Genomic DNA, 20705 nt, shown 5'->3' with positions numbered 1-20705 from the left:
GCTTGGTCCCAAGGGTAGCATTCACCAGGATCGGCTGCCCCGTTCGTTTGAACGGGGAACCTGCGGTCTTTTGTGCTAAAGTCACATCGGGATTGGCTTTCACGTCAGGCTGTGGTGATGAACTTGCGGCATCGCATCGCTCAAATCGTGCTGATCGCGGCGCTTTTGCTCGCGGCCATGCCGATGGCCGCCGAGAGCGTCCTGCTGACCCTGACCGGGGCGGTCAGGGATGGCAGGGTGGACCTGACGCGCGCGGATTTCGATGCGATGGACTGGCACGAATTTGCCACATCGACCAGCGTCACCGATAATCGGCCAGCATTTCGCGGCGTGCTGATGCGCGACATCCTTGCACGCGCCGGGGCCAGGGGAAGTCATGTGCGCGCCACGGCGCTGAATGATTATGTCATCGACATCCCGGTTGAGGATTTCCACCGTTTCGATGTTCTGGCCGCGCTTTACATGGACGGCGTGCCCCTGAGCCCGCGCGACAAGGGTCCGGTCTGGATCGTCTATCCCCGCGACGATCACCGCGTTCTGGCCGATATCCGGTATGACATGCGATGGGTCTGGCAGCTTGTTGCGCTGCATGTGCAATGACCGGCCCGCGGGAATGGATACGATATCTGGGGCTGGGCGGTCTTGTGCTGATCTGCCTGGGCTTTCTGGGGCTGGCTGCATGGCAGCTTGTCCGACTGGAACGCCAGATGCGGATCGACGCCACCGAAAACATGATCTGGGTCTTTGGCCAGGCGCAGATCGAGGCGTTGAACCTTGCGCTGGCGCTTTCGGACAAGGCTGCGCCGCAACAGGTTCAGACCCGCTTTGACGTGCTGCTGTCCCGGCTGACGCTGCTGGAGGCGGGCCCGCAACGCCGCTTTCTTGAAGATGCGGGGCTTTCCGAAACGCTGGCTGGCTGGCGCAGCGGGCTTCTGGCGCTGGACCCCGCGCAAGGCGCTGACCCGACCGCGTTGCGGGCACATGTCACGGCGCTGGTCGCAGCCCTGCGGGGCAAGGCCAGTCTGGTGATGTCGCACGAATGGCAGATCCAGGCGGCGCGGCTGGACCGTCTGGGGCATCTGCACCGGCTTGCGCTGGCGTCGATCCTGGGGGCTGCGGCCGCAGGGTTGGGGCTGGCGACAATCCTGATCGACCGCGAAAGACGGCTGATGCGGGGCCGGCTGGATCGGCTGCGGGCCGAAAAACTGGCCGGTGATCTGGAACGCGAACGCGAAACCTCGGAAAATCACCGTCGGTTCGCCGATCTGATTGCCCATCAACTTCGCACGCCGCTGGCCGTGATCGACAGCGCCATGCACCGCCTGACGCGGCGCGGCGGCGGCCCGGTTTCGCCGGAACTGATCTTGGAAAAGGCGACCGTCTCGCGCGAGGCGGTTGCCCGGCTTGTGAAGCTGACGGATACCGCGCTGATGATGTCACGGCTGGAACGTGACGCGGTTCTTCCCCACCTGCGCGCCCATGACCTGCGTGATCTGGTGGCCTCGGTCGTTGACGACCTGATGGTATCGGCACAGGACCGCGACCCGTCCCGTATCCGGCAGCTGACGCAGGCAGCGCCGATGGTCGCGCGCTGCGATTCGGCGCTGACCGGCGAAATCCTGTCCAACCTGCTTTGCAATGCGCTTTTGTATTCCCCGCCCGGTTGCCGCGTCGATGTCGGGGTTTCGCAATCGCAGAATCATATCCTCTGTCGGATCGAGGACCGGGGAAAGGGCATGTCGCCTGAAGAGATCGCGCGCGCCTTTGACAGGTTCCACCGTGGCAGCGGGCACGAAACCCTGCCCGGTTCCGGGCTGGGGCTGACGCTGGCGCGCCATCTTGCCCGGATGCAGGGGGGCGACGTGCGTTTGATGCCGCGCGCCGAAGGTGGCCTGACAGCCGCGCTTTACCTGCCGAGGGAGGATGCCGCATGACCGCACCGCTGATCCTGTGTGTCGAGGATGAACCATCCCTGCGCGACGACATCGCGTTCGAACTGCACGAGGCCGGCTATGCCGTGACGGCTGTCGCAGATGCGTGCGAGGCGATGGCCTTTCTGGAAAGCCGGCGGCCCGATCTGATCCTGTGCGATATCCTGATGCCCGGCATGGACGGAAAGGGGTTCATGTCCCGTTTGCGTCAGACCCGGCCTGATCTTGACGACGTGCCCTTTGTCTTCCTGACGGCCCTGTCCTCACGCCAGCAGATCATCGACGGTCGCATCGCCGGGGCCGACGACTATCTGACCAAGCCGATTGACTACGACCTGCTGCGTGCGACCGTTGAAACGCGCCTGAACCGGATACAGCGGTTGCGCGCAATGCCCGGGGACCGTTCCGGCCTGATCGCACTGGATCGTCTGGCCATCGGCGTGGTGCTGCTCGACGCCAATGGCGGCGTGGTCCATGCCAATCCCCTTGCGCGGCACCTGTCGGGCGAGGCCGGCATCTTGCTGGACGGGCGCATCACCACCAACGGTGAAAATGGCCGGAAACTATCCACCCTGATCGCCTCGTTGATTTCGGATGAAGGGATGGTGCCGGCGGGCCTGCGCCTGGAAGGCAGGTGCCATCTTATGGTTGTCGGGATGTCGCTGCCGGCACGCGCGCACCATGACGAGGCGGTCGCCATGCTGATCCTGAGCGGCGCGGATGGCCAGCCCCCTCTGGACAATGCGACCCTTGGCCGGCTGTTCGACCTGACCCCGATGGAAGCCCAGGTCGCTTGTTTGCTGGCCGAAGGACTTCGCCGCAACCAGATCGCGGATCGGTTGGCGGTCTCGGGCACGACCGTCGCGTTTCATCTGCGAAACATCTTCGCCAAGACCGGCGTGCAAAGGCAGGCGGAACTGGTGGCGCTGGTTCTGTCGGTGCCGCTGGCGCGACCCACATGATCTGAACAACGCAGGACAAAGGGTGCGTCTGACACAGAAATCGCCCCTTTTTCGGTGTCATGCGCGCGGGCCGTCATCCTGAATTTCGTCCATCATGCCATGTCCCGCCAGTAGTCATTCGCCGCGGCCACGGTGGCGAAATGCGTCGCGACAACCTGACTGACAGCGATCAGGGCATTGGAATCTTCGGCGTATTCCGGGCGCAACCGATCGCGCACCCCGGCGTCGGGCTGGGTCAGTTTCACGGCAATTCGTGCAAGTTTGACCGCAAGGTCATAGCCCTCTTCGGGCGTTGCCGTCTTGAGCGTCGGGAGCCAGTTTGCCATGGGAATTTCCTTCCGTTCGGGATAGGTGACTTGGGGGGATAACGCGCCACGCGGCGCCGTGCGGATCGTCAGATTGCCCGTTTCTGAACGCCCAGAAGAAGGCGCAAAGACCAAGCAGGCCGATTCCAGGCCCGCGCGCCATGAACCCATGCGCGGACATGACGCCGTGGCGCGCCGCCGCCGCCATGGACAGCCCCATCAGGGCCAGCAGGATCATGCCAATGCGGCGTTCGGAAACCGACAGCGTTCCGGTCATCTTGCCCCGCCTTTTTCGATTACGCCGCAGCCTGTTGTGGAAGGGCAATATCGGCAAGTGTTGACCTGTTCAGATCCTCGATGAACCTGATCTCCGCCTGCCGCAGCCGGGATTTCAGACGGCAACAGCCTTCTATCGTGCAGTCTCCTCCAGTCGGCCCGAAACACGCGACCAGCGCCTGCCCCTGTTCGAGCAGCCGCACGACGTCGCCCAGCCGGATCTGGGCAGGGCTGGATCGCAAGACGGCGCCACCGTTCATCCCGCGCCGGGTCTCGACGATGCCGCCCTGCGCAAGCCGCTGCATGATCTTTGTCAGGTGGTTGCGGGACAGCTTGAATTCCTCGGCCAGATCGGCCGTCGAGAAAGCCCGGTCCGGCGCGCTCGCCATCCGCATCAACATCCGAAGCCCGTAATCTGTGAAGGAAGTGAGGTTCATGTCGTCCCGCATCTTTAACTGGTATTTACAATACCTATTTAACAGGGATAATATAAAACTCAAGCCAAATTCCCGATGGTCCCATGTCATCCACCGATCCACAGATCATCCCGGCCCGCCCGCGAATGACCGCCGCGATCATGGCGCGGACCGGGCTGGACGACGACAGGCTGACCGAACCGGTGCATCGTTGCCATGACAAGGTGCGCGCCGACGCCGTTCCTGGCCCGATCTTCGCCGCCCGGACTTTCGATTGGGGCCCCCACCTGGAACGCATGGTGGATTTCTGGTCCTCGGCCGCGCTGATGACTGGCCGCTATCACGGGGCCCCGATGCCGGCCCACGCGACCCTGCCGGTGGAATGGGCGCATTTCGAACGCTGGCTGGCGCCGTTTCGTGAAACCGCGGCCAAGACCTGCCCGCCTGAAGGCGCCTCCTGGGTCCATGTGCTGAAGGCGGCAGAGGCGATCGGCAACACGGATGGGCGGGACAGTTGATGTCATCGGCAAGCCCACCCATCCCCGATGCCCCCGGCGCGCGTATCCGCGTCAAGCGGATCTATCGCGCGGCACGCATGTCGGATGGCAAACGGATACTGGTCGACCGCCTGTGGCCGCGCGGCATGGCAAAGGACCGCGCCCGACTGTTTCAATGGTGCAAGGAGATCGCACCAAGCGATGCGTTGCGGCACTGGTTCCACGACCACCCCGATCAATGGCAGGCGTTCTCTACGCGCTATCAGGCGGAACTTGCCGCCCATGACGATTTGGTCCGCGAACTTGCCGGATATGCACGCGATGGCGTCGTCACGCTGCTTTATGCCTCAAGGAACGAGACGCATAACAACGCCATCGTGTTGCGCGATTACCTGCGCCAATGGCTGTAACGGAAGGGGCAGACATGACAGACCGGCGAAAGGCCCCGCTGCGCACACCGCTTTGCGACCTGCCGGGATGCGGCCACCCTGTGCCGCTGGCCAATCTGGTCGCGCAGGCCCGGCATATCCCGAAGGGCACGCTTCGAAACGACCTGAAGGCGGCGTCATGAGCGATAAATTCAAGGGCTTCCGTTGCCAAAGCGGTTTTTCCTCACCGCCCTGCTATGCCGCCGAGGTCGCACCGGATTATTTCGATCCGCTGGCGGTCGATCCCGAACAGGCCCGCGACGTGGCCCGCTGGCGCAGGGCCGAACGCACCCGCCTGCGCGACGCGCGCCTGTCTCTGCCGGTGGTGGAACGCGAGAGGATCGGCAAGGCGCTGGCCGGGCATCTGCGGCAGGTGTTGAAAGACCGCTTCGGCGGGGCGCGGGGCATGGTCTTTTCCGCCTATTGGCCGATCAAGGGCGAGCCCGACCTGCGCCCCCTGATGGCCGGTCTGCACGAGGCCGGCGTGATCGTCGCCCTGCCGCTGGTCGAAACCAGGGCGGCCCCGCTGACCTTCCGCCGCTGGACACCCGAAACCCGCATGGTGCGCGGCGACTGGAACATTCCCGTCCCGCCGCCGGATGCACCCGTCGTCACGCCCGACATCGCGCTGGCCCCCGTCGTCGGCTGGACGGCGGATGGCTATCGTCTGGGCTATGGCGGGGGCTATTTCGACCGGACACTGGCGGCGATGAACCCGAAACCCCTTGTCATCGGCATCGGTTTGCAGACAGCGCAACTGACAACCATCTACCCGCAGCCGCACGACATTCCTCTCGACCTCATCGTGACCGAGAACGGCCTGCACGCCGGCCAAGGATCAAACAGCCGGGTTGAAAAACAGGCCGATCCCGCGGGTTAACGAAAGACAAGGGCGATCTCTTCTTTGCCCAGCAGCGTCCACTGGCCGGGGGCCAGGTTGTCAGGCACGCAAAGATCGCCCAAACGTTCGCGTCGCAGGGTCTCGACGAAGTTGCCGGTGGCGGCAAACATGCGGCGCACCTGATGGTATCTGCCCTCGGTCACAGTAAGCAGGGCCTCGGTTTCAGAGATTATTTCCAGCGCGGCAGGCGCCAGCGGCGTGTCATCCCCCTTAAGCTTCAGTGTGCCCGATGCGAACAAAGCGGTTTCGGTGCCATCAAGCGGACGCGCCAGCGTGGCGCGATAGGTCTTCCTGACCTGACTTTTGGGGCTGCTGATACGGTGTAAAAGGTTGCCGTCATCGGTCAGCAGCAATAACCCCGACGTCTGCTTGTCCAGGCGCCCAATGGTTGAAATCACGGGATTGCGGCGCCGCCAGCGCGCGGGCAGGATGTCATAGACCACTGCGCCCGCCTCGTTGTGCGAACAGGTCACGCCCACAGGTTTGTTCATCAACACGACCATACCCACAAGCGGATCAAGTGCCTCGCCCGCGACCGACATACGGCGCGGCAAATCCGCACCAACAGGGATGCGGACGGTGGCGTCCGTTATCTCATCCCGGTCAAGGACGATGCCGCCAGCCCGTGCCAACTGCGCGATGTCCTTGCGCGTGCCATACCCCATCGAAGACAGGAGCTTGTCGATACGCGCGGATAAAGCCCTGGACATTTCCCCTGATCCTTTTATGTGCGAAATATGTCGGGCGCGCGGCACGACACCCCCTTCCCCACAGACACCAGACTGATGGGGTCTGCGACGTTCTTTCCTGACCGCAGTTCGTATTGCGACCAGATTTGCCGGCGTCTTTGCCACGGGCGGCCATTCGCGCAGCCCCAGTTGTCCTATCGTTGTGGTATTTTAAGAAGCCCCGGGGGTTCGGCAGGCGCAAACGCGCCTAGACCACCCGGGGAAACGGGCGGTTCAGCAGAAGGAAACGATAATGATCTGCATGCTCGAACATGCCGCCAGAGTTAGGTAGTCAAGCCGGTTGTGTCAATCGCATCGATTTCAACGCGGCGCCATTGGCGATTTTGTGACAGGTGGCTTCCCCGCGTTCGTCACGATCGCAGGCAAGCGGCGGTCCACTGATCGCGCGGAATACGCGTGACAAACATATCTTTTTTTGATATTTATTTGCCAGTTGGATATGAAATGGCAATAACTTGCTTACGCTGAAACACTATGAACTGCTGATCGCCCTGGCCGAAGAACTTCACTTCGGGCGTGCCGCCGCGCGGCTGTCGATTTCACAGCCCCAGTTGACACTGCAATTGCAGCAGATGGAAGAGATTGTTGGCACCCTTCTGTTCGAACGCACAAGACGCAGGGTCGCGCTGACACCCGCCGGCGCGATGATCCTGCCCGAGGCGCGGGCGGTTCTGCGCCATGCCCGCCGGGCCGAGGATGTGGCGCTGCGCGCGGGCAAGGGGCAACTGGGCGAACTGGCCATCGGCTATATCGGGGCGGCCGCCTACAATGGCGTGCTGACGCGGATGCTGCGGAATTTCAGGGAAAAGGCCGCGCAGGTCGATCTGAAACTGGTGCTGATGGACCTTGACCGCCAGATCCCGGAAATTGCCGCCGGCAACCTGGATGTGGGCATCGTCCGCCTGCCCTTCCCCGACATGCCCGAAAACGTGATCGCCGTGCCGCTGTGCCGCGAAGAGCTGTGGGCCGCGCTGCCCGCATCCCATCCGCTGGCCGGGCGCGGCACCATCACGCTGAAGGAACTGGCAGGCAGCGACTTCATCGCCACCCATCTTCCGACGCATGTGGGCTTTTCCGCGGCCATGCATGCGGCCTGCCTTGAAGCGGGCATTTCGCCGGACATCCGCTTCCGTTCGCCGCAATTCGCATCAATCGTCAGCCTGGTGGCGGCGGGTCTGGGCGTGGCGATCGTGCCAAAGGCCATCAGCTGCGTGCATCTGGCTGGCGTGACCTACAAGCCGCTGGCGGGCACCACGGCGCGGGCGGACATCTCGTTGGTCTATCATGCCGAACGGATGACCCCGCCGCTGCAGACGTTCCTGTCCTGCATCGACACATCTGAAACCTGACGGAACCCCAAGATGACACAAGAACAGTTCACCGCATTTCGCGGCATCCATCACGGCTATCGCCCGGCGGCCGCGGGAAACCCCGTCGTGGTCTTTGCCAATTCGCTGGGCACCGACCTGCGGGTCTGGGACCGGGTGGTCGCCCGCCTGCCGGCGGGTTGGGGCATCCTGCGCCACGACAAGCGCGGCCACGGGCTAAGCACCGCCCTGCCCGGCCAAAGCATTGAAACAATGGCCGCCGATCTGGAAACGCTGCTGGACCATCACGCCATTTCCCGCTTTGCCGGGGTCGGGCTGTCGGTGGGCGGGCTGATCATGCAGGCGCTGGTGCAGCGCAGGCCCGGCGCGATGACGCATCTTGTGCTGGCCGATACCGCCGCCAGGATCGGCACGCCGGACATCTGGAACCCGCGGATCGACGCGGTGCTGAAAGATGGAATCGCCAATATCGCAGACATGATCCTGCAGCGTTGGTTCGCGCCGGGGTATCAGGACACCGAAGATTTCACGATGTGGCGGACAATGCTGGAACGCACCCCCGCGCAGGGCTATGCCGATGTCTGCGCCGCGATCCGCGATGCCGATTACACCGCCGCCCTGCCCCGCATCACCCGGCCCACGCTGGTCATCGCCGGGGCCGAGGATTGTTCCACCCCGCCCGCGCTGGTGCAGGCGATGGCCGCGCAGATCCCCGGCGCGCGCTATGTCGAAATCGCCAATGCAGGCCACCTGCCCTGCGTCGAACAGCCCGATGCATTCGCCGGGCTGCTGATCGAACATCTGGGATAAGGGAAAGGGGGCGTTGCGTCAGCCGACGGTGACGCCCCCGCAAACGAACAGCGTTTGCCCGGTGACAAAGCCCGCCCCGGGCGCGCAGAAAAAGGATACCGCATTGGCAACATCCTCGCCGGTGCCCAGGCGCCTGACCGGAACCCTGGCGATGATGTCGCGCGTCAGGGGCGCATCGGGGGGATTGTTCTTCCAGAACGCCTCGGTGGCGATCGGGCCGGGTGCCACGCAGTTCACGGTAATGCCGTGCGGCCCCAGTTCCAGCGCCCAGGTCCGCGCCATCGCCTGCGCCGCGCCCTTGGTCGCGCTGTAAAGGCTGCGCAATTCCTTGCCCAGCGTCACACGACTGGTGTTCATCACGATCCGCCCGCCGCCTGCCGCCTTCATCGCGGGCAGGAACGCCTGCGCGCAGATCAGCGAGGGGCGCAGGTTCACATGCATCAGCCGGTCCAGATCCTCGGCGTTCACCTGTTCCAGCGGGGCGGGCGCGACGACGCCGACATTGTTCACCAGGCAGGTGACCGCGTGATCCGCCGCGATCTGCGCCGCGGCGTCGCGGGCCGCATCCAGATCGGACAGATCGACCCGATGGAAATGGTCGCAGGGCCCTTCCGGATCAACAATGTCCAGAACGACCGTGCGGAACCCGTCCGCCGCCAGCCGCCGGGTGATCGCCGCCCCAATGCCCCGGCTACCGCCGGTCACGACGGCAACGCCCCTTGCAAAGCCCGTCATGCGTCACCTTCATGGATAGACGACGGATGCCGGCACAGCGGTTTCACCGAGATTTCCATGTAGGGATAAAGCGGCAGTCCGGTCAGCACCTCATGCAGGTGGGTGTTGTCGCGGCAGTCAAGGATCGACAGGTTCGCATAGGCCCCCGCCACCCGCCAGATGTGGCGCCAGATGCCCGCGCGTTGCAGGTCCTGCGAATAGGCCTTTTCGCGCGCCTTCAGGTCGGCGGCGATGCCGGGGTCCATGTCCTGCGGGATGCGGACGATCATTTCCACCTGATACAGCATCTTATCCCTCCGTCAGGGTGTTTAGTCCGGCCAGATAGGCCTTGCGCCAGCGCGTGATGACCACCCGCTGAAACAGGTCGCCTTGCGCGAAGGGATCGGCGGCGATGAAGGCCGCGGCCTCGGCGCGGGTGTCGACATCCAGCAGGTACAGCCCGCCGCTGGCCACATCACCCGCATCCGACAACTTTGCCCCGCAGGCCAGCAACAGGGCCTTGTGCGCCTCAAGATAATCCAGATGCGCGGGGCGAAGCTGGCTGCGCAGATCTGCGCAGCCGGGTTTGTCATAGGTTTCCACCATCCAGGGCATCTGCCATCAAACCCCGATAAAGCCCCAGATCGTGACCGCCGTCCCGTAAATGACGCCCAGGTAGAACAGCACCAGCACCATATAACCCATGATGTCGCGCAGCTTCAGCCCCGAGATCGCCAGCGCCGGCAAAAGCCAGAACGGCTGCACCATGTTGGTCCACTGGTCGCCGATCTGCACCGCGATCGCCGTGGCCGGAACCGAGGCGCCCAGCTGGGCCGCGGCCTCCATCATCACCGGACCCTGGATGACCCACTGGCCACCGCCCGAAGGCACGAAGATGTTGATCAGGCCCGACGAAATGAACGACCAGATCGGCAGCGTTTCGGCCGAAGAGATCGCCACAAACCAGCTGGCGAAGGTCACGATCAGGCCCGATCCCGACAGGATGCCAAGGATACCGGCGTAGAACGGATACTGGATGATGATGTTGCCCACGATCCGCGCGCCATCGCTCAGCGTCGCCAGAAAGCGGTTTGGCGTGACAAACAGCAAAATGCCCAGGAACACGAACAGCGTGTTGACCAGGTTCAGCGTGATCCCGCCGCCGTCGCTCAGATACAGCGCGCAATACAGCAGGCCGAACAGGCCCACGCCCACGCCGATCACCGGGCTGTTGTTCAGCCGGTCGGCAAAGGTGGGCGCATGGGTTTCAACCTCGGGCGCGGCGACGGGGGCTTCGGGTTTGGCCTCGATGACCGGCTGGCCGGCCCTGGGGTGCAGCATCGCATTGAAGAAGGGCATCGTCACCACGATCAGCAGGCTGGTGATCAGCATGATCGGCGAAAAGATGGTGTCCGACAGCGGCACCAGACCGATCTTTTCCTCAAGGAAATGGCCGGGGGTGTTCAGCAGCAGCGGAACCGAACCCGACAGCCCGATCCCGTAAAGCGCAAAACCCGAATACCCCGCCGCGATCACCAGCGGATAATGCAGGCCCTTGACCTTCTGGCCCAGCTTCTGCGCGATCAGCGTACCGATGACCAGACCAAAGCCCCAGTTCAGCCAGCTGCCCACGCCGCCGAACAGCGTGGCCGCGATGATCGCCGCCCGGGGCGTGTGAATGCCCGCCACGACCCAGTTCATCAGCCTGTCGACCACCGGCGTTTTGGCCAGGATATAGCCCGCCAGCAAGATCACCGTCATCTGCATCGAAAACGCCAGCAGTTCCCAGAACCCCTTGCCCCAATAACGGGTCGCATCAAGGAAGCTGGTGCCCTGCCAGACCATGGCGAACACCACGGTCAGCGCGGTCAGCAGGACCGCCACGACCAGCGGGTCGGGCATGTAGCGGTTCACGATCCGCGTAAAGAAATTTGCAAGTCCGTTCACGTTTTCCTCCTGCCGGCAATGTCCGTGGGCTGCGCCGGCATCCTCGTTTCACTTATATTGAAGTCCTATAAAAAGTTATTTATTATTTTGTCAATGTATATGAAAACGCCGGAGCAGAACATGACGATGCGGGTTGCGATCATTGGTGCGGGGGTCATGGGACAGCGCATTGCCGGGCATTTCCTGGCCGCGGGCTTTGCCGTCGGCCTGATCGATCCGAACAGTCAGGCACTTGAAAAAGCGTCGGATTTTCTGTCCATGGCGGGGCAGGACAGATCGCGCCTGACCCTGGCCCCGGCGCTGTCCGATCTGGCGCAGGACTGGCGCGACACGCCCCTGGTGATCGAGGCGGTCCCGGAACATCTGGAACTGAAGCAGCGCATCTTGTGCGAGGTCGAGACGGTCGTATCGGATCAGACGATCATCGCATCCAACACCTCGGGCCTGATGAGTCGCGACCTTTGCGCGGGGATGCGCCACCCGGAACGCTTTGCCATCGCGCATTTCTTCAACCCCGCCGATGTCATCCCCGTGGTCGAGCTGATCGGCGGCCCGCACACGCCCGCGGCCACCACCGCCCGGCTGGCCGACATCCTGCGCCAAAGCGGCAAGGTGCCTGCGGTCCTGAAGATCGAAATGCCCGGGTTCGTCGCCAATCGCATCCAGCATGCGATGATGCGCGAATGCTTCCATCTGGTCGAAACCGGGGTGGCCGACCCCGCGACGATCGATGCGATCGTGCAGCACAGCCTGGGTGTCCGGCTGGCGCTGATCGGGCCTTTCCTGCAACGCGACCTGAACGGGCTGGATACCCATCTGAACATCGCGTCCTATCTTTACCCCCGGCTTGCCACCGATGCCACGCCACCCGCGGCGCTTCGGTCGCGGGTGGACAATGGGGCACTGGGGCGTAAAAGCGGCAAAGGGTTCTATGACTGGGACAGCGCCCTGAACCAGCGGGCCGAGGCGCTGGAACAGGCCCTGCGCCAGGTGATCGCGATTGGCGCCGCCGCGCCGCCCAACGACAAGGAGGCATGAATGCCGGACTGGATCAACCGCCCCGAAAAATCGAACTGGGGTGATTTCGGGCGCGACGATCAGCTGGGCACGCTGAACCATATCGGGCCGGCCGAACGTCTGGCGGGCGCCGCCGAAATCCGCGAAGGCCGGGCCTTCTGCCTGTCCTTGCCGCTGGATATTCCGGGGGCGGTCACGCTGAACCCCCGCCGCAAACCGCCGCGCCTGGCCCCCACCTTTCTGGGCGATACGGCCTATGTGAACTATCCGCTGGCCAGTGTCGATCCGCTGCTGCGCGACGTGCTCAGCGACGATCAGGTGGTGCTCAGCACACAATATTCGACGCAATGGGATTCACTGGCCCATGTCGGCGCGTTGTTCGATGCCGATGGCGATGGTGTGGCCGAACGGGTCTATTACAACGGATTTCGCGCCGATCACGATGTCCTGGGCCAGGAACCGGGCAGCCCGCACGGGTCCTTTGCCCGCAAGCTGGCCGTCAGCGAGATGGCGGCAACCGGGGTGCAGGGCCGCGCGGTGCTGATCGACCTGGCACGCCACTTCGGCACCGGGCGCACGATCGTCGGCCGCGCCGCACTGGAACAGGCGATTGCCGCGCAGGGCGTCGAGATCCGCAAGGGCGACATCGTGCTGTTGCGCACGGGCTATGCCGAAGCATTGCTGGACATGCAGCAGGCCCCCGACCCCGACCGGCTGGACCGCACCGGCGCGGTTCTGGACGGTCAGGATGAAACGCTGCATGACTGGATCACCGAAACCCGTATCGCCGCCATCGCCGCCGACAATTACGCCGTGGAAAACCCGCATGGCGACCCGCATGCCTGCTGCCTGCGCCTGCCGCTGCACCATCATTGCCTGTTCAGGCTGGGGATGCCCCTGGCCGAGCTTTGGTATCTGAAGGATCTGGCCCAGGCGCTGGCCACGCGCGACCGGTCCGCCTGTTTCCTGACCGCGCCGCCGCTGCGTCTTCCCGGCGCGATCGGATCGCCCGTCACGCCGGTCGCCACGATCTGATCATCGTCGGCGGCGATGGCCCCCAAGGTGCGGTTGTCCGCGGCGGATGTGGTGGCGGCACGGCGGCCACCGCATGCGGGGCGCCGGATCGGGAAGGCAGGGCACCGATGGCCGCGCAGCCTGGTTCGACAAAAGCCCGTCGAACGGTCAGCGATACATCTGACGCGCCTTTCGCCAATAAAGATGATCACGGTATTCAGAAACGAAAGCGTCGAATGCCTGTTCCCCCAAATGCTTGCGCAGCGCGTCAAGCAATGGACGGCCAAGCAGGGGATATTTCCAGATTCGTCCAAAGACATGATAATGCACGATGGCGCACCCCCCATCAGAGGGGCCACCCCATCCCATTATATTATAGTTCAGTTTCTGGGACATGGTCCGCGTCGGATCACCGAACCGCGCGCCAAGGCCTGACAGGGTGATCTGATCAATGTTCAGATGCCAGTCGCCCAATTCCATTTCCCGATCCATTTCCAGGCTCATGCGCAGCCACTCTTCCCCAACACGCAAATCGTGACCCTCGATCCGCTCGCGGAAAATCACCATGCCCGCGTTGAAATACGGCGGATAATCAAGGTTCGGGCGACGCAGGGTGCCGGGCCGTTCTTTCGGCATGTCGACGCCCATGAAGTCATAGACCTTACCCCATGCACCACTGTCAGGCAGCGCACCACAACGATAGTCGGAAAGAACCGCCCCGACCGTCCCGTTTTTCAGCTCTTCCCGAAAATCTACCGATGCGCAAAAGAACGTGTCCGTATCAAGGAACACGGACATGTCACCCCCGCGATCATCGGCCGCGGCCAGAAGCTTGTTACCTATCGGGTATGGTTTATGCCACGGGTCCGGGTCCCCACCGGGGATCTCTTTCACACTGATTTCCGCTTTTTCAAACAATTCTTCCAGGCTGGCAGGAAGCCTGGTCCCGGGCCTTACATAAGCAAGGTAACGACACTTTCCTGCCATATGCTCAAGGATCGAGGTGGCCAGGAAATATGCCTGCGCCTGAAGTTTCTTTCCATCCACGATAAAAAACAGGTTAATCAATATCTTTCTCGTTCTCGTGACGCAAAAACCATTTGACCAGTGTTCCCGGGCGCGATGTTCCCGCAAACCCCCCGGGGCCGGGTCCCGACGCTGGCAACCACCTTGCGCAGGATCGTTGCGCGAAGATCGGCGCACGTTTCTGGTCGGCAGCCCGCCAGCAAGGGAAGTATCGGCGCCCCCCAACGCTGTCAACAAACCTGTCATGCCACAAGGCCCCGGCCCGGTCGTATCGCGGAATGGGCGATGACGGGCGTCACCTCGCCCTTCACCGCGATCAGCGGTCCTGCGGGGTGGGGCAAGGGGGCTCGCGGCGGGGGGCATTCTGCGTCATCATGGCGCGACACCCCACCCCAACCCAACCGGATCGCCATGATCGACAAGCTGCAGATGTTCATCGAAGTCGCGAAAGAGGGGCATTTCGGCCGGGCCGCGGCGCGCCTGGGCATCACCCAGCCGACCCTGTCCAGCGGGATCAAGCAACTGGAAGATCAGCTGGGCGTGCAGCTGATCTTTCGCGGGTCGCGCTTCATCGGGCTGACGCCCGAAGGGCAAAGCGCGCTGGTCTGGGCGCGGCGGATCGTGGGCGACGCGCGCCAGCTGCGTGACGAAATGCGCGCCCGGCGTCACGGCCTGTCGGGCCAGCTGCGCATCGCGGTCATTCCCACGGCGCTGACCTGGGCGGCCAGAATGTCGGCACGGTTCAGCGAACGTCACCCCAATGTGCGCTTCACCATCCTGTCGCGCACCTCGATCGAGATCCTGTCGATGCTGGACAACCTCGATATCGACGCGGGCATTTCCTACCTGGACAACGAACCCACGGGCCGGGTCAGCACCGTGCCGCTGTATGAAGAAGACTATATGCTGATCTGCGCCGCGGACAGCCCCCTTGCCGCGCGCGACAGCATCGGCTGGCATGACCTGGCGGATGCCAAGCTGTGCCTGCTGACGCCAGACATGCAGAACCGGCGCATCATCAACAAGCATTTCGCCGATGCGGGCGTCAGCCCCCGGGTGCTGATCGAATCGAACTCGACCGTGGTGCTGGTGGCCAATGTGCTGTCGGGCGGCTGGCTGACCATTCTGCCCGCCGATATTGCGCGCTTTCTTGTCACCGGCAAACCGCTGCGCGCCATCCCGATGGCGGGCACGGGGCGGGGCCATTCCGTCGGCCTGCTGGCGCCCTGGCGCGAACCCCACACCCCGGTGCTGCAGGCGCTTCTGGCCGAGGCGGGGCAGATTTCCGAATTGGACTGATAGACAATTCCTATCAGACAACGGAAATGCGATATTGAAACCGATATGAAAAGCCGCATGCTGGGGCCCGTTACCCGTGAAAGGCCCCGCATGCAGACCCAAGCGCCCAGCCCTACCCCCCCGACTGACGGGGAAATTCGCGCCATCATCGACCGGCATCTGGCGCAGGAAGGGCCGTTGCTGCCCATCCTGCACGGGCTGCAGGCAGCCTTTGGCCATATCCCCGCCGCCGCCGCCGTGCTGATCGCGCAGGCGCTGAACCTGACCCGGGCCGAGGTTCATGGCGTGATCAGCTTTTACCACGATTTCCGCCACCGCCCCGCCGGGCGCCATGTCATCCGCATCTGCCGGGCCGAGGCCTGCCAATCCGTCGGCGCCACCGCGCTGGCCGAACATGTGCTGACGCGGCTGGGGCTGGACTGGCACGGCACCAGCCCGAATGGCGCGGTAACGGTGGAACCGGTCTATTGCCTGGGGCTGTGCGCCTGCGGGCCGGCGGTGATGGTCGATGACCGCCTGCTGGGCCGGATCGACGCCGCGCGGATGGATACGATCCTGACGGAGGCCGGGGCATGAGGATTTATCTTCCGCTGGACAGTGCCGCGGTTGCCCTTGGCGCCGATGATGTCGCCGCCGCGATCCGCGATCAGGCCGCCGCGCACGGGGTGGACATCCGGCTGATCCGCACCGGATCGCGCGGCATGGTCTGGCTGGAACCGCTGGTCGAGGTAGACATTGACGGCATCCGCCACGGCTTTGGCCCGATGGCCCCGGCGGATGTGCCCGCGCTGTTCGGCGATCTGGCGGACCATCCCCGCGCGCTTGGCCCGGTCGAGGCGCTGGACTGGATGCGCCGCCAGACCCGGCTGACCTTTGCCCGCTGCGGCGTGATCGACCCGCTGGACCTGGCCGATTATCAGGCCCACGGCGGGCTGGCCGGGCTGCGCCGCGCCATCGCCATGACACCGGCGGATATCGTGGCCGAAATCACCGCATCCGGCCTGCGCGGGCGCGGCGGTGCGGGCTTTCCCACCGGGGTGAAATGGGCCACCGTCGCGCAGGCGCAGGGCAACCGGAAATACATCGTCTGCAACGCCGATGAGGGCGACAGCGGCACCTTTGCCGACCGCATGATCATCGAGGGCGATCCCTTCAGCCTGATCGAAGGGATGGCCATCGCCGGGCTGGCGGTGGGGGCCGGCAAGGGGTTCATCTATCTGCGGTCGGAATACCCGGTTGCGGCGGCAATCCTGCAAGATGCCCTGCGGATCGCCCGTGAAAACGGGATCCTGGGGGCGAATGTCCTGCAATCGGGGCGATCTTTCGACCTGGAACTGCGGATGGGCGCGGGCGCCTATGTCTGCGGCGAGGAAACCGCCCTGCTGAATTCGCTGGAAGGCAAACGCGGCGTGGTCCGCGCCAAGCCGCCCCTGCCCGCGCTGCAGGGCTTCATGGGCCAGCCCACGGTGGTGAACAACGTGATCAGCCTGGCGACCGTGCCGGTGATCCTGGACCGCGGCGCGCAGGCCTATGCCGATTTCGGCCTTGGCCGGTCGCGCGGCACGGTGACCTTGCAGATCGCGGGCAATGTGAAACGCGGCGGGCTGTTCGAAACCGGCTTTGGCGTGACCCTGGGCAAGGTGGTCGATGACATCGCGGGCGGCACCGCCACCGGCCGCCCGGTCAAGGCGGTGCAGGTGGGCGGCCCGCTGGGCGCCTATCTGCCGCGCGCAAAATTCGCCACGCCCCTGGGGTATGAGGAACTGGATGCGCAAGGCGGGCTGATCGGGCACGCCGGAATCGTCGTCTTTGACGACAGCGCCGACATGCTGCGCCTGGCGCGCTTTGCGATGGAATTCTGCGCGGTGGAAAGCTGTGGCAAATGCACGCCCTGCCGGATCGGCGCGGTGCGCGGGGTGGAAACGCTGGACCGGATTGCCGAGGGCGATGGCGCGGCGATCGGGCTGCTGAGCGATCTGTGCGAGACGATGAAGGACGGGTCGCTGTGCGCGCTGGGGGGGTTCACCCCCTTCCCGGTCATGTCGGCGCTGACGCAATTCCCCGAGGATTTCGCCCGCCCGCGCGAGGCCGCCGAATGACGCGCGGGCCCAACCCCACGGCGGGGGGCTTTGCCCCCCGTGCCCCCCAGAGTATTTTTGCCAAGAAGAAGCAAAGGCCCGCGCCATGAAGGATCTGATCATCCCCTGGGACGACCGCGACATGGGCACGCCCGCGAAAACCGGCGCGCCGGTCACGCTGCACATCGACGGGTTCGAGGTGACCGTGCCCGAGGGCACATCGGTCATGCGCGCGGCCGCCGGGGCGGGGATTGCGGTGCCAAAGCTGTGCGCATCGGACAATCTGGAGGCTTTCGGGTCCTGCCGGTTGTGCGTGGTCGAGATTGAGGGCCGGCGCGGCACGCCCGCATCCTGCACCACGCCGGTGGCGCCGGGGATGGTGGTGCATACCCAATCCGACAAGCTGCGCAAGCTGCGCCGGGGGGTGATGGAGCTGTATATCTCGGACCATCCGCTGGATTGCCTGACCTGCGCGGCCAATGGCGATTGCGAATTGCAGGACATGGCCGGGGCGGTGGGGCTGCGCGATGTGCGCTACAGGGCGCCCGCGGGGGGCCAGGTGGCCAACCATTTCACCGCGCGCGACACATCCGGCGCGGCCAATCCGCAGTGGCGGGCCAAGGATGAAAGCAACCCCTATTTCACCTATGATCCGGCCAAATGCATTGTTTGCAGCCGCTGTGTGCGCGCCTGCGAAGAGGTGCAGGGCACCTTTGCCCTGACGATCGAGGGGCGTGGTTTTGACAGCCGGGTCAGCGCGGGCGCGGGGGGGGATGATTTCCTGTCCTCGGATTGTGTCAGTTGCGGCGCCTGCGTGCAGGCCTGCCCGACCGCGACCCTGCAGGAAAAATCGGTGATCGAGCTGGGCACGCCGACCCGGTCGGTGGTGACCACCTGCGCCTATTGCGGGGTGGGCTGTTCCTTCAGGGCCGAGATGAACGGCGATCAGCTGGTGCGCATGGTGCCCTGGAAACATGGCAAGGCCAATCGCGGCCATTCCTGCGTCAAGGGCCGGTTCGCCTATGGCTATGCCACGCATCGCGACCGCATCCTGAAACCCATGATCCGCGACCGGATCACCGACCCCTGGCGTGAGGTCGGCTGGGACGAGGCGGTCGGCTTTGCCGCCGCCCGCCTGCGCGCGATACAGGCCCGCCACGGGCAGAAAAGCATCGGGGTCATCACATCCAGCCGCTGCACGAATGAGGAAACCTTTCTGGTGCAGAAACTGGCCCGGGCGGTCTTTGGCAACAACAACACCGATACCTGCGCGCGGGTCTGCCATTCGCCCACCGGCTATGGGCTGAGCCAGACCTTCGGCACCAGCGCCGGCACCCAGGATTTCGACAGTGTCGAGGCCGCCGATGTGGTCATGGTGATCGGCGCCAACCCGACCGACGGGCACCCGGTCTTTGCCAGCCGGCTGAAGCGGCGGCTGCGCGCGGGGGCCCAGCTGATCGTGGTGGATCCGCGCCGGATCGATCTGGTGAAATCGGCGCATGTCGCGGCGGCCCATCATCTGGCGCTGCGCCCGGGCACCAATGTCGCCGTCGTCACCGCGATGGCCCATGTCATCGTGACCGAGGGGCTGATGGATGAAACCTTCATCCGCGCCCGCTGTGACTGGGACGAATTCCTGACCTATGCCGAATTCATCGCCGACCCGCGCCATTCCCCCGAGGCGACCGAGGCCCTGACCGGCGTGCCCGCCGCCGATCTGCGCGCCGCGGCCCGGGTCTTTGCCACCGGCGGCAATGGCGCGATCTATTACGGGCTGGGCGTGACCGAACATTCGCAGGGATCCACCACCGTGATGGCGATTGCCAACCTGGCCATGCTGACCGGCAATATCGGCCGGCCCGGCGTGGGGGTGAACCCGCTGCGCGGGCAGAACAATGTGCAGGGGTCCTGCGACATGGGCAGCTTTCCGCACGAACTGCCCGGGTATCGCCATGTGAAACTGCCGCAGGTGCGTGAAATCTTTGAACGCGCCTGGGGCGTGACGATCGACCCCGAACCCGGCCTGCGCATCCCAAACATGCTGGATGCCGCGGTCGATGGTACCTTCAGGGGGCTGTATTGCCAGGGTGAGGATATCCTGCAATCCGATCCCGATACCAAACATGTGGCCGCGGGGCTGGCCGCGATGGATTGCGTCATCGTGCATGACCTGTTCCTGAACGAGACATCGAATTACGCCCATGTCTTTCTGCCCGGGTCCACCTTTCTGGAAAAGGACGGCACCTTCACCAATGCCGAACGCCGCATCAACCCTGTGCGCCGCGTGATGGCCCCGCGTCAGGGCTTTGCCGATTGGGAAATCACCCAGATGCTGGCCAATGCGATGGGGGCGGGCTGGGCCTATGACCACCCCGCGCAGATCATGGCGGAAATAGCCGCGACCACGCCCACCTTCGCGGGCGTCAGCTATGATCTGCTGGACCGGCTGGGGTCGGTCCAGTGGCCCTGCAACGACGCCGCGCCCGAAGGCACGCCGATGATGCATGTCGATGGCTTCGTGCGCGGCAAGGGGCGGTTCATCGTCACCGAATATGTGGCCACCGATGAAAAGACCGGGCCACGATTTCCGCTGTTGCTGACCACGGGGCGCATCCTGTCGCAATACAATGTCGGCGCCCAGACCCGGCGCACCGAAAATGTGGTCTGGCATGATCAGGATCTGCTGGAAATCCATCCCCATGACGCCGAGGTCCGCGGCGTGAAGGATGGCGACCAGGTTCGCCTGGCCAGCCGGTCGGGCGAAACCACCCTGCGCGCGCGGATCACCGACCGGGTCAGCCCCGGCGTGGTCTATACCACCTTCCACCACCCCGACACCCAGGCCAATGTCATCACCACCGATTATTCCGACTGGGCCACGAACTGCCCCGAATACAAGGTGACGGCGGTGCAGGTCAGCCCCTCAAACGGGCCCAGCGACTGGCAGGTCGATTACACGGCCCAGGCGGAACGGGCGCGCCGTGTGCTGCCCGCGGCGGAATAGCGC

The 20705-nt window shown here is 64.4% G+C and carries 24 protein-coding genes; 15 read left to right on the top strand and 9 right to left on the bottom strand.

What is annotated here, in order from left to right; translation table 11 throughout:
* Positions 1–117: 117 nt before the first annotated feature.
* From ACK8OU_RS10065 to ACK8OU_RS10055, 3 genes are read left to right on the top strand one after another with little or no spacing between them, the layout of a single operon-like run.
* On the top strand, positions 118–600 hold the full coding sequence (locus ACK8OU_RS10065; RefSeq protein WP_410303250.1) for a putative pterin-binding protein: 483 nt from the start codon (positions 118–120) through the stop codon (positions 598–600).
* Positions 597–1934 (top strand): sensor histidine kinase, encoded by a 1338-nt coding sequence (locus tag ACK8OU_RS10060; RefSeq protein WP_410303249.1) that lies wholly within the window; start codon positions 597–599, stop codon positions 1932–1934. Before ACK8OU_RS10065 ends, ACK8OU_RS10060 begins: the two co-directional genes overlap by 4 nt.
* Entirely contained in the window at positions 1931–2893 is a 963-nt protein-coding gene (locus tag ACK8OU_RS10055) for a response regulator (protein WP_410303248.1), read from the top strand. The genes ACK8OU_RS10060 and ACK8OU_RS10055 overlap by 4 nt, the downstream gene beginning before the upstream one ends.
* A 92-nt stretch (positions 2894–2985) precedes the next feature.
* On the opposite strand, the gene ACK8OU_RS10050 is transcribed toward ACK8OU_RS10055, so the two are convergent.
* From ACK8OU_RS10050 to ACK8OU_RS10040, 3 genes are read right to left on the bottom strand one after another with little or no spacing between them, the layout of a single operon-like run.
* On the bottom strand, positions 2986–3219 hold the full coding sequence (locus ACK8OU_RS10050) for a hexameric tyrosine-coordinated heme protein (protein ID WP_410303247.1): 234 nt from the start codon (positions 3217–3219) through the stop codon (positions 2986–2988).
* Positions 3167–3475, bottom strand: coding sequence for a cbb3-type cytochrome oxidase assembly protein CcoS (gene ccoS, locus ACK8OU_RS10045; protein WP_410303246.1), 309 nt, complete (start codon positions 3473–3475; stop codon positions 3167–3169). The genes ACK8OU_RS10050 and ccoS overlap by 53 nt, the downstream gene beginning before the upstream one ends.
* 19 nt (positions 3476–3494) lie before the next feature.
* Positions 3495–3911: an RrF2 family transcriptional regulator gene (locus ACK8OU_RS10040; RefSeq protein ID WP_410303245.1), complete on the bottom strand. Its 417-nt coding sequence runs from the start codon at positions 3909–3911 to the stop codon at positions 3495–3497.
* A gap of 83 nt (positions 3912–3994) precedes the next feature.
* Between ACK8OU_RS10040 and ACK8OU_RS10035 the strand changes: the two genes are divergently transcribed.
* Genes ACK8OU_RS10035 through ACK8OU_RS10020 form a run of 4 tightly spaced genes read left to right on the top strand, consistent with a single transcriptional unit; the run spans position 3995 to position 5695 of the window.
* Entirely contained in the window at positions 3995–4408 is a 414-nt protein-coding gene (locus ACK8OU_RS10035) for a group III truncated hemoglobin (RefSeq protein WP_410303244.1), read from the top strand.
* On the top strand, positions 4408–4797 hold the full coding sequence (locus ACK8OU_RS10030; RefSeq protein WP_410303243.1) for a DUF488 domain-containing protein: 390 nt from the start codon (positions 4408–4410) through the stop codon (positions 4795–4797). Before ACK8OU_RS10035 ends, ACK8OU_RS10030 begins: the two co-directional genes overlap by 1 nt.
* Before the next feature lie 14 nt (positions 4798–4811).
* Positions 4812–4958 carry a hypothetical protein gene (locus ACK8OU_RS10025; protein WP_410303242.1) on the top strand — a complete coding sequence of 49 codons (147 nt, stop codon included), beginning with the start codon at positions 4812–4814 and terminating at the stop codon, positions 4956–4958.
* Positions 4955–5695 (top strand): 5-formyltetrahydrofolate cyclo-ligase, encoded by a 741-nt coding sequence (locus tag ACK8OU_RS10020; RefSeq protein ID WP_410303241.1) that lies wholly within the window; start codon positions 4955–4957, stop codon positions 5693–5695. Before ACK8OU_RS10025 ends, ACK8OU_RS10020 begins: the two co-directional genes overlap by 4 nt.
* Here ACK8OU_RS10020 and ACK8OU_RS10015 read toward each other — a convergent pair.
* Positions 5692–6570 (bottom strand): 16S rRNA pseudouridine(516) synthase, encoded by an 879-nt coding sequence (locus ACK8OU_RS10015; protein WP_410303240.1) that lies wholly within the window; start codon positions 6568–6570, stop codon positions 5692–5694. The two genes, ACK8OU_RS10020 and ACK8OU_RS10015, sit on opposite strands and share 4 nt — an antisense overlap.
* A 350-nt stretch (positions 6571–6920) precedes the next feature.
* On the opposite strand from ACK8OU_RS10015, the gene ACK8OU_RS10010 reads away from it, so the two are divergent.
* Positions 6921–7814, top strand: coding sequence for a LysR substrate-binding domain-containing protein (locus ACK8OU_RS10010; protein ID WP_410303239.1), 894 nt, complete (start codon positions 6921–6923; stop codon positions 7812–7814).
* 12 nt (positions 7815–7826) lie between these two features.
* A complete protein-coding gene (gene pcaD, locus ACK8OU_RS10005; RefSeq protein ID WP_410303238.1) occupies positions 7827–8603 on the top strand; it encodes a 3-oxoadipate enol-lactonase in 777 nt (258 codons plus the stop codon).
* A gap of 18 nt (positions 8604–8621) precedes the next feature.
* Here pcaD and ACK8OU_RS10000 read toward each other — a convergent pair whose 3' ends face one another.
* From ACK8OU_RS10000 to ACK8OU_RS09985, 4 genes are read right to left on the bottom strand one after another with little or no spacing between them, the layout of a single operon-like run.
* Positions 8622–9338, bottom strand: a complete 717-nt coding sequence (locus ACK8OU_RS10000; RefSeq protein ID WP_410303237.1) for an SDR family NAD(P)-dependent oxidoreductase — start codon at positions 9336–9338, stop codon at positions 8622–8624.
* Positions 9335–9625: a muconolactone Delta-isomerase gene (gene catC, locus ACK8OU_RS09995; protein ID WP_410303236.1), complete on the bottom strand. Its 291-nt coding sequence runs from the start codon at positions 9623–9625 to the stop codon at positions 9335–9337. Before catC ends, ACK8OU_RS10000 begins: the two co-directional genes overlap by 4 nt.
* A gap of 1 nt (position 9626) precedes the next feature.
* On the bottom strand, positions 9627–9932 hold the full coding sequence (locus ACK8OU_RS09990; protein ID WP_410303235.1) for a YciI family protein: 306 nt from the start codon (positions 9930–9932) through the stop codon (positions 9627–9629).
* A 6-nt stretch (positions 9933–9938) separates the two neighbouring features.
* Positions 9939–11264: a short-chain fatty acid transporter gene (locus ACK8OU_RS09985; protein ID WP_410303234.1), complete on the bottom strand. Its 1326-nt coding sequence runs from the start codon at positions 11262–11264 to the stop codon at positions 9939–9941.
* 120 nt (positions 11265–11384) lie between these two features.
* Here ACK8OU_RS09985 and ACK8OU_RS09980 point away from each other — a divergent pair, with 120 nt between their 5' ends.
* Both ACK8OU_RS09980 and ACK8OU_RS09975 read left to right on the top strand, forming a co-directional pair.
* Entirely contained in the window at positions 11385–12302 is a 918-nt protein-coding gene (locus ACK8OU_RS09980; RefSeq protein ID WP_410303233.1) for a 3-hydroxyacyl-CoA dehydrogenase family protein, read from the top strand.
* Positions 12303–13316 (top strand): cyclase family protein, encoded by a 1014-nt coding sequence (locus tag ACK8OU_RS09975; protein WP_410303232.1) that lies wholly within the window; start codon positions 12303–12305, stop codon positions 13314–13316.
* A 147-nt stretch (positions 13317–13463) separates the two neighbouring features.
* Here ACK8OU_RS09975 and ACK8OU_RS09970 read toward each other — a convergent pair whose 3' ends face one another.
* On the bottom strand, positions 13464–14567 hold the full coding sequence (locus ACK8OU_RS09970) for a hypothetical protein (RefSeq protein ID WP_410303231.1): 1104 nt from the start codon (positions 14565–14567) through the stop codon (positions 13464–13466).
* 165 nt (positions 14568–14732) lie between these two features.
* Here ACK8OU_RS09970 and ACK8OU_RS09965 point away from each other — a divergent pair, with 165 nt between their 5' ends.
* The 4 genes from ACK8OU_RS09965 (at position 14733) to fdhF (ending at position 20702) form a co-directional block, all read left to right on the top strand.
* Complete coding sequence (locus ACK8OU_RS09965) at positions 14733–15620, top strand: LysR family transcriptional regulator (RefSeq protein WP_410303230.1); 888 nt, start codon at positions 14733–14735, stop codon at positions 15618–15620.
* Positions 15621–15710: 90 nt separating this feature from the next.
* The gene (locus ACK8OU_RS09960) at positions 15711–16196 is read left to right on the top strand and encodes a formate dehydrogenase subunit gamma (RefSeq protein ID WP_410303276.1); all 486 of its coding nucleotides are present in this window, start codon (positions 15711–15713) and stop codon (positions 16194–16196) included.
* Positions 16193–17719: a formate dehydrogenase beta subunit gene (locus ACK8OU_RS09955; protein WP_410303229.1), complete on the top strand. Its 1527-nt coding sequence runs from the start codon at positions 16193–16195 to the stop codon at positions 17717–17719. Before ACK8OU_RS09960 ends, ACK8OU_RS09955 begins: the two co-directional genes overlap by 4 nt.
* An 85-nt stretch (positions 17720–17804) precedes the next feature.
* Positions 17805–20702, top strand: coding sequence for a formate dehydrogenase subunit alpha (fdhF, locus tag ACK8OU_RS09950; protein WP_410303228.1), 2898 nt, complete (start codon positions 17805–17807; stop codon positions 20700–20702).
* Positions 20703–20705 lie beyond the last annotated feature (3 nt).

Source organism: Pontitalea aquivivens (genome assembly GCF_046507575.1).
GTDB lineage: Bacteria > Pseudomonadota > Alphaproteobacteria > Rhodobacterales > Rhodobacteraceae > Pontitalea > Pontitalea aquivivens.
Note: the sequence above shows the minus strand (reverse complement) of the source record. Positions and strands in the feature narration are given on the sequence as shown.